The following is an 11204-nucleotide window of genomic DNA, read 5'->3' on the forward strand; positions in this document are numbered from 1 at the left end:
AGCGCAAAGCCTCAAGTTCAAAGCGAACGAGCGGGCTTGAAACTTGCGGCTCGCCGCTTGTAGCTTTATTGCTAAAGAGGATTTTTTGAATGTCGCAGAAATATGACGTAGTAGTGATCGGTGCTGGCCCTGGTGGCTACGTGGCTGCCATCAAGGCCGCCCAACTGGGCCTCACCACTGCTTGCATCGAGAAGTACACCGACGCTGAAGGCAAGCAAGCCCTCGGCGGTACTTGCCTGAACGTCGGCTGCATTCCTTCCAAGGCGCTGCTGGACAGCTCCTGGAAATACAAGGAAGCCAAAGAAAGCTTCAACGTTCACGGTATCTCCACCGGCGAAGTCAAAATGGACGTTGCCGCGATGGTTGGCCGCAAGGCTGGCATCGTCAAGAACCTGACCGGCGGTGTTGCCACCCTGTTCAAGGCCAACGGCGTTATTTCGATCCAGGGCCACGGCAAACTGCTGGCCGGCAAGAAAGTCGAAGTCACCAAGCCTGACGGTTCGGTAGAAATCATCGAAGCTGAAAACGTCATCCTGGCCCCGGGTTCGCGTCCGATCGACATTCCACCGGCTCCGGTCGATCAGAACGTTATCGTCGATTCGACTGGCGCTCTGGAATTCCAGACCGTGCCAAAGCGCCTGGGCGTGATCGGCGCTGGCGTGATCGGCCTGGAACTGGGTTCGGTATGGTCGCGTCTGGGTTCTGAAGTGGTTGTCCTGGAAGCTCTGGACACTTTCCTGATGGCAGCGGACACCGCTGTTTCCAAGGAAGCGCTGAAAACCCTGACCAAACAGGGTCTGGACATCAAGCTGGGCGCTCGCGTGACCGGCTCGAAAGTGAACGGCGACGAAGTCGTTGTGAACTACACCGATGCCAACGGCGAACAAACCATCACTTTCGACAAGCTGATCGTTGCCGTTGGTCGCCGTCCGGTGACCACTGATCTGCTGGCTGCCGACAGCGGCGTGACCCTGGACGAGCGCGGTTTCGTGCATGTTGACGATCACTGCGCTACCACCGTGCCGGGCGTATTCGCTATCGGTGACGTGGTTCGCGGCATGATGCTCGCTCACAAAGCATCCGAAGAAGGCATCATGGTCGTCGAGCGCATCAAGGGCCACAAAGCCCAGATGAACTATGATCTGATCCCTTCGGTTATTTATACTCACCCGGAAATCGCGTGGGTTGGCAAAACCGAGCAGGCCTTGAAAGCTGAAGGCGTTGAAGTTAACGTCGGCACCTTCCCGTTCGCCGCCTCCGGCCGTGCCATGGCCGCCAACGATACCGGTGGTTTCGTCAAGGTCATCGCCGATGCCAAGACTGACCGCGTATTGGGCGTGCACGTGATTGGCCCGAGCGCTGCAGAACTGGTTCAGCAGGGCGCGATCGGTATGGAATTCGGCACCAGCGCTGAAGACATGGGCATGATGGTTTTCTCCCATCCGACCCTGTCTGAAGCCTTGCATGAAGCTGCTTTGGCTGTGAATGGCGGCGCCATCCACATTGCCAACCGCAAGAAGCGTTAAGACAATAAGAAACCACGGCGGTGTCGGCCCGTCGTGAGCCTTGCGAGCAAGACTCACCGCGGAATGTCCGCTGGACGCAGCCTTGCGTAGCTGCACCGGTTAACCGGAAAAGCTACGCAAGCAGCAGTCACAGGTGGCGCGGCACTCATCATGAGCGCAGCGCCGAATGCGCAGTACCTAACGAAGACGGTAAAAAGCATGAATCTTCACGAGTATCAGGGTAAGCAGCTGTTCGCTGAATACGGCCTGCCAGTTTCCACTGGTTACGCAGTAGACACCCCGGAAGCAGCAGCAGAAGCTTGCGACAAGATCGGCGGCACCGAGTGGGTTGTCAAAGCCCAGGTTCACGCCGGTGGTCGCGGTAAAGCGGGCGGCGTCAAGCTGGTTCGCAGCAAAGAAGACGCCAAAGCCTTTGCACAGCAGTGGCTGGGCAAGCGTCTGGTGACTTACCAGACTGACGCCAACGGCCAGCCAGTCACCAAGATCCTGGTTGAATCGTGCACTGATATCGCTAAAGAGCTGTACCTGGGCGCTGTCGTTGACCGTTCGAGCCGTCGCATCGTGTTCATGGCTTCCACCGAAGGTGGCGTGGACATCGAGAAAATCGCTCACGAAACGCCAGAAAAAATTCTCAAGGCCACTATCGATCCACTGGTTGGCGCTCAGCCATTCCAGGGTCGCGAGCTGGCATTCCAGCTGGGTCTGGAAGGCAAGCAGGTTGCTCAGTTCGCCAAGATCTTCGTAGGTCTGGCCAAGCTGTTCAAGGATCACGACCTGGCGCTGCTGGAAGTGAACCCGCTGGTGATCAAGGCTGACGGCGATCTGCACTGCCTCGATGCCAAGATCAACATCGACGCCAACGCCATGTACCGTCAGCCTAAGCTGAAGACTTTCCACGATCCGTCGCAAGACGATCCGCGCGAAGCGCACGCTGCCAAGTTCGAACTGAACTATGTAGCGCTGGAAGGCAACATTGGTTGCATGGTCAACGGTGCCGGCCTGGCCATGGGTACCATGGACATCGTCAACCTGCATGGCGGCAAGCCAGCCAACTTCCTCGACGTAGGCGGTGGTGCTACCAAAGAACGCGTAACCGAAGCGTTCAAGATCATCCTGTCCGACACTAACGTCGCTGCAGTACTGGTCAACATCTTCGGCGGCATCGTTCGTTGCGACATGATTGCCGAAGGCATCATCGGTGCAGTGAAAGAAGTCGGCGTGAAAATCCCGGTTGTTGTTCGTCTTGAAGGCAACAACGCTGAACTGGGCGCTAAAGTACTGGCAGAAAGCGGTTTGAACATCATCGCTGCTACCAGCCTGACCGACGCTGCTCAACAAGTCGTTAAAGCTGCGGAGGGCAAGTAATGAGCGTCCTGATCAATAAAGACACCAAAGTTATCTGCCAGGGTATTACCGGTTCGCAAGGTAGTTTCCACACCCAGCAAGCCATCGAATACGGCACCCAGATGGTGGGTGGCGTTACTCCTGGCAAAGGCGGCACCGAGCACCTGGGTCTGCCAGTGTTCAACACCGTTAAAGACGCCGTAGCTGCCACTGGCGCCACCGCCAGCGTTATCTACGTTCCGGCTCCTTTCTGCAAAGATTCGATCCTGGAAGCGGCTTTCGGCGGCATCAAGCTGATCGTTTGCATCACCGAAGGCATTCCTACCCTGGACATGCTGGATGCCAAAGTAGTTTGCGACGAGCTGGGCATTGTCCTGATCGGCCCTAACTGCCCAGGTGTGATCACCCCAGGCGAATGCAAGATCGGCATCATGCCAGGTCACATTCACTTGCCAGGCAAGGTCGGTATCGTTTCCCGTTCCGGCACCCTGACCTACGAAGCTGTGAAGCAGACGACTGACGCCGGTTTCGGCCAGTCGACTTGCGTCGGCATCGGTGGTGACCCGATCCCGGGTTCGAACTTCATCGACATCCTGAAGCTGTTCCAGGAAGACCCGAAGACCGAAGCGATCGTCATGATCGGCGAGATCGGCGGTTCGGCTGAAGAAGAGGCGGCTGCCTACATCAAGGCACACGTGACCAAGCCGGTTGTTTCCTACATCGCTGGTGTGACTGCTCCTCCGGGCAAGCGCATGGGCCATGCTGGCGCAATCATCTCTGGCGGCAAAGGCACTGCAGACGAGAAATTCGCTGCACTGCAAGACGCAGGCGTTAAAACCGTGCGTTCGCTGGCAGACATTGGCAAGGCCCTGGCCGAGCTGACCGGTTGGGCTGTCAAGTAAGCCTCGCGCTTAGCTGACGCTTCACCAGACAAAGGCCACCTTCGGGTGGCCTTTGTTGTTTTAAAAGCAGTTGCAAGCTGCAAGCTGATAGCCGCAAGTGCTGAAGCTTGAAGCTGCTTTTCTTACATAAACGCGACACAGAAATGTCGCGTATCGGATAGTTCGCCCCCTAACAGTGCGTTTGGCAGGCAAATTCGTTAGGCTACACGCCATTTTTGCGTCTGCGGCCCACAAGGCGGCGATGCGCTGAAGGGTCAATCCCATACGGATCGACAGCATTTCCCTCACCCCACAGGGAAATCCCCTCTAAATTCCGATTCAGTCGTGTGGTATTTCCTTAAATGAAAGTGTTGAAAGGCCAGGACATCCTGGCACTTGGTTTTATGACGTTTGCCCTGTTCGTCGGGGCCGGTAACATCATCTTCCCGCCTATCGTCGGCCTGCAGGCCGGACCTCACGTCTGGATGGCGGCGCTGGGCTTCTTGATCACCGCCGTCGGTTTGCCGGTGATTACCGTTGTAGCGTTGGCCAAGGTTGGCGGTGCGATGGATGCGTTGAGCAGCCCAATCGGCAAGATCGCCGGTGGTCTTTTGGCTGCGGCTTGCTACCTGGCCGTTGGCCCGTTATTCGCCACGCCACGTACCGCAACCGTGTCTTTCGAAGTGGGTCTGGCGCCGCTGACCGGCGAAAGCCCGCTGGCGCTGTTCCTCTACAGCTCGGTGTACTTCCTGCTGGTGTTCTTCATTTCGCTGTATCCGGGCCGTCTGCTGGACACGGTTGGCCGTTTTCTCGCACCACTGAAAATCATCGCCCTGGCCTTACTCGGTATTGCTGCATTCGCTCTGCCGGCGGGTGATATCGGCCACGGTACTCCCGAATACGTGGCGGCGCCGTTTTCCCAAGGGTTCATCAATGGTTACCTGACCATGGATACCTTGGGAGCACTGGTGTTCGGCATCGTCATCGTCAACGCGATTCGCTCCCGTGGTGTCGAGTCGCCAGCGCTGATTACCCGTTACGCGATCATCGCCGGGCTGATTGCCGGCGTCGGTCTGGCGCTGGTCTACGTCAGCCTGTTCCGCCTCGGTTCGGGCAGCCACGATGTCGCCATGGGCGCCACCAATGGCGCGGCGGTGCTGCATGCCTACGTGCAACACACTTTCGGTTCGCTGGGCAGCGGTTTCCTTGCGGTGCTGATCTCGCTGGCGTGTCTGGTGACAGCGGTGGGCCTGACCTGCGCCTGCGCCGAATATTTCAGCCGAGTGTTGCCACTGTCCTACAAGACATTGGTGATTATCCTCGCGGCGTTTTCGCTGCTGGTGTCCAACCTGGGCCTGACGAAGCTGATCGCATTCTCGATCCCGGTGCTGACCGCGATTTACCCGCCATGCATTGCGCTGGTCGCTTTGAGCTTCTGCAAGGATTTCTGGCATGAACAGCGCCGCATCGTCGGCCCGGTGATGCTGGTGTCGTTCATTTTCGGCACCATCGATGCACTCAAGGGTGCCGGTCTGGCCGAGTGGATGCCGTCGCAGATGTCGCATCTGCCGCTCAGCGAGCAAGGCTTGGCGTGGCTGGTGCCATCGGTGATGACGCTGGTGGTCGCGGTGGTTTGCGATCGCCTGCTGGGCAAGCGCAGCGAAGCGTTGGCTTGATGTCGTCGGGCCCGCCACAAGCGGGTCTGGAGCGATGAACAGAAATGCCCCGTATCAATCGATACGGGGCATTTTTTATGGGCTTCTGGCAGTGTCTTTTGCCTCACAACAGCGTCCAAGCACTGCACCGATTCATGTAGGAGTGAGCCTGCTCGCGATAGCGATATTTCATTCAACTTTAGGGTTGTTTTGTACACCGCTATCGCGAGCAGGCTCACTCCTACAAATACAGCGTTCTTACATCACAGGGATTTGCATGTCGTTCATCCAAGCCAATCTGGTTCACTTGCTCGCCGCGTGCTGGTTCGTCGTCTGCTGGGGCGGTTACACCCGTTATGCCTCTTGGAAAGGTCGTGACACTGCTTGCCTGGCCAGCGTGTTGCACTTGTATCGCGAAGACTGGATGCGCCGAATGTTGCTGCGCGACAACCGCATCGCTGATGCCAGTGTGATTGGCAACCTTGAGCGCAACGCCTCGTTCTTTGCATCCAGCACGCTGATTATTCTGGCTGGCATTCTCACCGTTCTCGGTGCTTCAGAGCGTGCGGTGTCGCTGCTGGCGGATATTCCGATGGTGCAGCAAGCTTCGCAAGGCATGTCGGAGATCAAGTTGCTGTGCCTCGCGCTAGTGTTCGTTTACGCCTTCTTCACCTTTAGTTGGTGCATGCGCCAGTACAACTTTGCAGCGGTGCTGGTGGGGTCGGCGCCGATGGTCGGTGAGCGGCATGTGTCGGAGCAGGAGCGCAAGGCCTTCGCGTCCCGGGCGGCGCGGGTGATCTCGATGGCGGCCAACCAGTTCAACTTCGGACTGCGCGCCTATTACTTCGGCATGACCATGTTGGCGTGGTTCGTCAGCCCGTGGTTGTTCATGTTGATGAGCACCGGTGTGGTGTTGGTGTTGTATCGCCGGGAGTTTCATTCCGACGTTCTTGATGTGATGGTCTATACCCCTACAGAGGCGCCATTGCCCGAAGCGAACAAAGAGGCCGTTTGATGAGTATTCCGTTCTGGTGTGTGTTTATCAGTGCGCTGCTGATTTACGTAGCGCGCATGCCGGTGGCCAAGGCCATGAAAGAGCAGGGCGGTTACGACAACCACTCGCCACGTCAGCAGCAGGCGCAACTCACCGGGTTTGGCGCCCGGGCATTGGCCGCACACCAGAACACTATTGAAGCATTCATGTTGTTTGCGGTCGGCGTATTGATGGCGCATGTCACGCAGACCCAAGGCTGGCTGATCGACTTGCTGGCGATCATCTTCGTCATTACGCGGATTGTTTACTTGCTGTGCTATTGGACGGATCTGGCCTGGCAGCGCAGTCTGGTCTGGCTGGTGGGGCTGGTGTGTTCGTTACTACTGATGATTAGTCCGACTTTTAAAACTGTGCTGCTTTGAAAAGAACGTTATAAAACGTCAGCGCCGACAAATGACAGGCGAAAGAAAACCCGCACTTGGCGGGTTTTCTTCTATCGCGCTAAAAACAGACTTAGTTCTTAGGCGCTTCTTGTGATGCTGCTTCGTTCGATTCAGCCTGATCTTTGGCGGCTTCGGCGTTTTCTTTCGCCGCGTCGTTCACTTTATCCTGAGCCTCATTCATTTTTTCCTGAGCTTGTTCAGCGTGCTCGTTCGCATCTTGAGCTTTGTCCTCGGATTTTTTATCGCAAGCAGCGAGACCGAGGGAAGCGGTCAACATCAAGGCAATAGCTAAAGTCTTACGCATGGGGTGTTTCTCCTTATGGAAAATAACTACTGGCCTTAAGAGCTCAGCCCGTTACGTTAAGTTCCTCATTTCTTTCAGATATATAAGTTTGTTTCTTTATGGAACTTTTGCCGGCCTTGCCGCTACTGAAAACAGCTACTAACAAGAGTATTTCTCATATGGCTGAAAACCCCGTTTTTGAGCGCGCGACGCGCTTTCTCTCAGCGCTTCCACACTGTCGGGTGCTCGCTTTACAGGTACACAGCGCCAGCAGCGAGGGACTTACGGTGATTCTTCCCTATAGCCCGAAAATCGTCGGTAACCCACAAACCGGTGTCATCCATGGCGGCGCTTTGACGACACTGATGGACACTGCATGCGGCATGTCGACCCTGTGCGTACTGCCGGAATTCGAAGTTTGCCCGACCCTTGATCTGCGCATTGACTACATGCATGCCGCCGAGCCCCATAAGGATGTCTACGGTTTCGCCCAATGCTATCGGGTCACCACCGACGTGATCTTCGCCCGTGGTTTCGCGTACCAGGACGATCCCGAGCAACCGATTGCGCATGTCGTCGGTACTTTCATGCGCATGGGCGAGGCAATCAAAGGCACTCAGGGGTTTGGCGGAAGGATCAAGGGAACGAAGCCATGAACAACGATTTTAAACAACAACTGCAAGACGCCCATGAGCAGGGCGATTACGCACCGTTATTGAAGCTGATTCCCTACGCAGGCCTGATCGGTGTCGAGTGCTCACGCGTCGGTGATGAGTTGCTGTTCAAGCTGCCGGCCAACAAGGACAACATTGGTAACCCATTGTTGCCGGCCATCCATGGCGGCGTCATTGCCGGGTTCATGGAACTTTCAGCTGCCCTGCATTTATTGATTTTCACTGGCGCGCCGGATGTGCCGAAGATCATCGACTTCTCTCTGGATTACCTGCGTGCCGGGCAATTTCGCGATACGTGGGCCAAATGTCAGGTCTGCCGCCAGGGGCGACGAGTGGCCAATGTCGCGATTACCGCGTGGCAAACCACCGAGGCCGAGCCCATTGCCACCGCCCGCGCACATTTCAAAATCGATGAGCCCTTGAAATCCTGAACACAGCCCCAAACTCAGATGACAACCCGCTGCAGACTATTTGGGTCGCGGCCACTGCCATCTGATTGGAGTTTGATGACCATGAGTGTGGAAACTCAAAAGGAAACCCTGGGCTTCCAGACCGAGGTGAAGCAACTGCTGCACCTCATGATCCATTCGCTGTATTCCAACAAGGAAATTTTCCTTCGCGAATTGATCTCGAACGCCTCTGACGCTGTCGACAAACTGCGCTTTGAAGCCCTGGCCAAGCCAGAATTGCTCGAAGGCGGTGCTGAACTGAAAATCCGTGTGAGCTTCGACAAAGACGCCAAGACCGTCGCCCTCGAAGACAACGGCATCGGCATGAACCGCGACGATGTGATCACCCATCTGGGTACCATCGCCAAGTCGGGCACCGCCGATTTCATGAAAAACCTCTCCGGCGACCAGAAAAAAGATTCTCACCTCATCGGCCAGTTCGGTGTGGGTTTCTACTCCGCGTTCATCGTTGCCGATCAGGTCGACGTGTACAGCCGTCGCGCCGGTACGCCGGCCAGCGAGGGCGTGCACTGGTCGTCGAAAGGCGAGGGCGAGTTTGAAGTCGCCACCGTCGACAAGCCAGAGCGCGGCACTCGCATCGTCCTGCACCTGAAGGCTGCTGAAGACGAGTTCGCCGATGGCTGGCGTCTTCGCAACATCATCAAGAAGTACTCCGACCACATCGCCCTGCCAATCGAGTTGCCGAAGGAAGTCACGGCTGCCGAAGGTGAAGAGGCTCCAGCCGTTGAATGGGAAACCGTCAACCGCGCTAGCGCCCTGTGGACTCGCCCTCGCACTGACGTGAAGGACGAGGAATACCAGGAGTTCTACAAACACATCGCCCACGACTTTGAAAACCCGCTGGCCTGGAGCCACAACAAAGTCGAAGGCAAGCTTGAATACAGCTCGTTGCTGTACGTGCCGGCTCGCGCACCGTTCGACCTGTACCAGCGTGAAGCGCCGAAAGGCCTGAAGCTCTATGTGCAGCGCGTGTTCGTGATGGATCAGGCCGAGTCGTTCCTGCCGCTCTACCTGCGCTTCATCAAGGGTGTGGTCGACTCCAACGATCTGTCGCTGAACGTGTCGCGGGAAATTCTGCAGAAAGACCCGATCATCGATTCGATGAAGTCGGCGCTGACCAAGCGCGTCCTCGACATGCTGGAAAAACTGGCGAAAAACGAGCCTGAGCAATACAAGGGCTTCTGGAAAAACTTCGGTCAGGTCATGAAAGAAGGCCCGGCAGAAGATTTCGCCAACAAGGAAAAAATCGCCGGCCTGCTGCGTTTCGCATCGACCCACGGCGAAGAGGGCGAGCAGATCGTCGGTCTGGCCGATTACCTGGCGCGCGCCAAGGAAGGTCAGGACAAGATCTACTACCTCACCGGCGAAACCTACGCGCAGGTCAAGAACAGCCCGCACCTGGAAGTCTTCCGCAAGAAAGGCATCGAAGTGCTGCTGCTCACCGACCGCATCGACGAGTGGCTGATGAGCTACCTCAGCGAGTTCGACGGCAAGAGCTTTGTCGACGTGGCCCGTGGTGACCTGGATCTGGGCAACCTGGACTCGGAAGAGGACAAGAAGGCCGCAGAAGAGGTCGCCAAGTCCAAAGAAGGTCTGGTTGAGCGCCTCAAGACTGCGCTGGGCGACTCTGTCGCTGAAGTGCGCGTCTCCCATCGTCTGACCGATTCGCCGGCCATCCTGGCCATTGGCGAACAGGATCTGGGCTTGCAAATGCGCCAGATCCTCGAAGCCAGCGGGCAGAAAGTGCCGTATTCGAAGCCGATCTTCGAATTCAACCCGAACCACCCGTTGATCGAGAAACTCGACAATGAGGCCAGCGAAGAGCGTTTTGGCGACTTGTCGCACATCCTCTTCGACCAGGCGGCGCTGGCTGCCGGCGACAGCTTGAAAGATCCGGCCGCGTATGTGCGCCGGCTGAACAAGCTGCTGGTTGAACTGTCGGTTTAACCACGCTGCATAAAAACCCGCTTCGGCGGGTTTTTTCATTCTGGTGTTTAACCATTCAGGAGTCAGAAATGAGCCAAATCACTGTACGTTCCGTGGCCTATCAGATTGACGGGCAAAGCTACGAAAGCCGTCTGGCCTTCGACGCCGAGCAAACAGAACCGCTCCCGGGTCTGCTGATGGCGCCGAACTGGATGGGTGTCAGTGCCGGCGCGGAAGAAATCGCCAAATCAGTGGCTGCCAAGGGCTACGTGGTGTTGATCGCCGACCTCTACGGGCAATCGGTGCGTCCGCAGAACGGCGACGAGGCCGGTGCCGCGATGATGCCGTTGAAGAATGACCGTGCGTTGCTGCGCAAGCGCATGCAAGTGGCGTTCGAGCAATTGCAGCAGCAGGCCGAGGCATCGGTCGATACGTCGAAACTGGCGACCTTTGGTTTCTGCTTCGGCGGTTGCTGCTCGCTGGAATTGGCTCGCACCGGTGCGCCAGTGAAGGCGGCGGTGTCGTTCCATGGCACGCTGGACACGCCGAATCCGGCGGATGCGAAGAATATCAAGGGCTCAGTGCTGGTGCTGCACGGCGCTTCCGATCCATTGGTGCCGAAAGAGCAACTGCCGGCGTTTGAAGACGAGATGAACGCTGCGGGTGTGGATTGGCAACTGCTGAGCTATGGCGGTGCGGTGCATTCGTTTACCGATCCGCACGCGAACGTGCCGGGCAAGATGATGTACGACGCGAAGACCGCCAAGCGGGCGTTTGTGTCGATGCATAATTTGTTGGATGAAGTGTTCAAGGGCTGAAAGCTGCATGTTGCAAGCTCTGAGCGGAAAGCCCCTCACCCTGGCCCTCTCCCGGAGGGAGAGGGTACTGATTGGGAAGTGCGCCGACGTGAGAGATTTTTGGCGAATCCATAATCGCCCGGATTTTTCAGGTCGGTGTACGACATCAGACACTTCGGTCGGCTCCCTCTCCCTTGGGAGGGGGCTGGGG

11 protein-coding genes are annotated in these 11204 nt (G+C 57.0%); 10 read left to right on the top strand and 1 reads right to left on the bottom strand.

The genetic code is table 11. From position 1 onward, the window contains the following. Nucleotides 1-89 precede the first annotated feature (89 nt). From lpdA to GIW69_RS06535, 6 genes are all read left to right on the top strand, one after another. Nucleotides 90-1526 (top strand): dihydrolipoyl dehydrogenase, encoded by a 1437-nt coding sequence (gene lpdA / locus GIW69_RS06510; protein WP_236481309.1) that lies wholly within the window; start codon nucleotides 90-92, stop codon nucleotides 1524-1526. A 198-nt stretch (nucleotides 1527-1724) separates the two neighbouring features. Then, entirely contained in the window at nucleotides 1725-2891 is a 1167-nt protein-coding gene (gene sucC / locus GIW69_RS06515; RefSeq protein ID WP_236481310.1) for an ADP-forming succinate--CoA ligase subunit beta, read from the top strand. Continuing rightward, on the top strand, nucleotides 2891-3772 hold the full coding sequence (gene sucD / locus GIW69_RS06520) for a succinate--CoA ligase subunit alpha (RefSeq protein WP_236481311.1): 882 nt from the start codon (nucleotides 2891-2893) through the stop codon (nucleotides 3770-3772). The genes sucC and sucD overlap by 1 nt, the downstream gene beginning before the upstream one ends. Nucleotides 3773-4113: 341 nt before the next feature. Continuing rightward, nucleotides 4114-5427 carry a branched-chain amino acid transport system II carrier protein gene (brnQ, locus tag GIW69_RS06525; protein WP_236481312.1) on the top strand — a complete coding sequence of 438 codons (1314 nt, stop codon included), beginning with the start codon at nucleotides 4114-4116 and terminating at the stop codon, nucleotides 5425-5427. Nucleotides 5428-5683: 256 nt separating this feature from the next. Then, nucleotides 5684-6421: a DUF599 family protein gene (locus GIW69_RS06530; RefSeq protein ID WP_236481313.1), complete on the top strand. Its 738-nt coding sequence runs from the start codon at nucleotides 5684-5686 to the stop codon at nucleotides 6419-6421. Beyond that, entirely contained in the window at nucleotides 6421-6822 is a 402-nt protein-coding gene (locus GIW69_RS06535) for an MAPEG family protein (protein WP_236481314.1), read from the top strand. The genes GIW69_RS06530 and GIW69_RS06535 overlap by 1 nt, the downstream gene beginning before the upstream one ends. 91 nt (nucleotides 6823-6913) lie before the next feature. Here the strand turns inward: GIW69_RS06535 and GIW69_RS06540 are convergent, their stop codons facing one another. After that, entirely contained in the window at nucleotides 6914-7147 is a 234-nt protein-coding gene (locus GIW69_RS06540; RefSeq protein ID WP_236481315.1) for a hypothetical protein, read from the bottom strand. 158 nt (nucleotides 7148-7305) lie between these two features. Between GIW69_RS06540 and GIW69_RS06545 the strand changes: the two genes are divergently transcribed. The 4 genes from GIW69_RS06545 to GIW69_RS06560 all read left to right on the top strand — a co-directional run bounded on the left by GIW69_RS06545 (nucleotide 7306) and on the right by GIW69_RS06560 (nucleotide 11014). Continuing rightward, on the top strand, nucleotides 7306-7782 hold the full coding sequence (locus tag GIW69_RS06545; RefSeq protein ID WP_236481316.1) for a PaaI family thioesterase: 477 nt from the start codon (nucleotides 7306-7308) through the stop codon (nucleotides 7780-7782). Further along, nucleotides 7779-8231 (top strand): PaaI family thioesterase, encoded by a 453-nt coding sequence (locus tag GIW69_RS06550; RefSeq protein ID WP_236481317.1) that lies wholly within the window; start codon nucleotides 7779-7781, stop codon nucleotides 8229-8231. The genes GIW69_RS06545 and GIW69_RS06550 overlap by 4 nt, the downstream gene beginning before the upstream one ends. Before the next feature lie 81 nt (nucleotides 8232-8312). Then, nucleotides 8313-10217, top strand: coding sequence for a molecular chaperone HtpG (htpG, locus tag GIW69_RS06555; protein ID WP_236481318.1), 1905 nt, complete (start codon nucleotides 8313-8315; stop codon nucleotides 10215-10217). Nucleotides 10218-10285: 68 nt separating this feature from the next. After that, nucleotides 10286-11014 (top strand): dienelactone hydrolase family protein, encoded by a 729-nt coding sequence (locus tag GIW69_RS06560; RefSeq protein WP_236481319.1) that lies wholly within the window; start codon nucleotides 10286-10288, stop codon nucleotides 11012-11014. Nucleotides 11015-11204: the final 190 nt, after the last annotated feature.

The organism is Pseudomonas syringae, from assembly GCF_021605415.1.
In the GTDB taxonomy this organism is placed as follows: Bacteria; Pseudomonadota; Gammaproteobacteria; order Pseudomonadales; family Pseudomonadaceae; genus Aquipseudomonas; species Aquipseudomonas syringae_S.

Excerpts from the sequence above, each read along its gene's own strand:
- lpdA (WP_236481309.1), top strand. The coding sequence starts at position 90 with ATGTCGCAGAAATATGACGTAGTAGTGATCGGTGCTGGCCCTGGTGGC.
- sucC (WP_236481310.1), top strand. The coding sequence starts at position 1,725 with ATGAATCTTCACGAGTATCAGGGTAAGCAGCTGTTCGCTGAATACGGC.
- sucD (WP_236481311.1), top strand. The coding sequence starts at position 2,891 with ATGAGCGTCCTGATCAATAAAGACACCAAAGTTATCTGCCAGGGTATT.
- brnQ (WP_236481312.1), top strand. The coding sequence starts at position 4,114 with ATGAAAGTGTTGAAAGGCCAGGACATCCTGGCACTTGGTTTTATGACG.
- GIW69_RS06530 (WP_236481313.1), top strand. The coding sequence starts at position 5,684 with ATGTCGTTCATCCAAGCCAATCTGGTTCACTTGCTCGCCGCGTGCTGG.
- GIW69_RS06535 (WP_236481314.1), top strand. The coding sequence starts at position 6,421 with ATGAGTATTCCGTTCTGGTGTGTGTTTATCAGTGCGCTGCTGATTTAC.
- GIW69_RS06540 (WP_236481315.1), bottom strand. The coding sequence starts at position 7,147 with ATGCGTAAGACTTTAGCTATTGCCTTGATGTTGACCGCTTCCCTCGGT.
- GIW69_RS06545 (WP_236481316.1), top strand. The coding sequence starts at position 7,306 with ATGGCTGAAAACCCCGTTTTTGAGCGCGCGACGCGCTTTCTCTCAGCG.
- GIW69_RS06550 (WP_236481317.1), top strand. The coding sequence starts at position 7,779 with ATGAACAACGATTTTAAACAACAACTGCAAGACGCCCATGAGCAGGGC.
- htpG (WP_236481318.1), top strand. The coding sequence starts at position 8,313 with ATGAGTGTGGAAACTCAAAAGGAAACCCTGGGCTTCCAGACCGAGGTG.
- GIW69_RS06560 (WP_236481319.1), top strand. The coding sequence starts at position 10,286 with ATGAGCCAAATCACTGTACGTTCCGTGGCCTATCAGATTGACGGGCAA.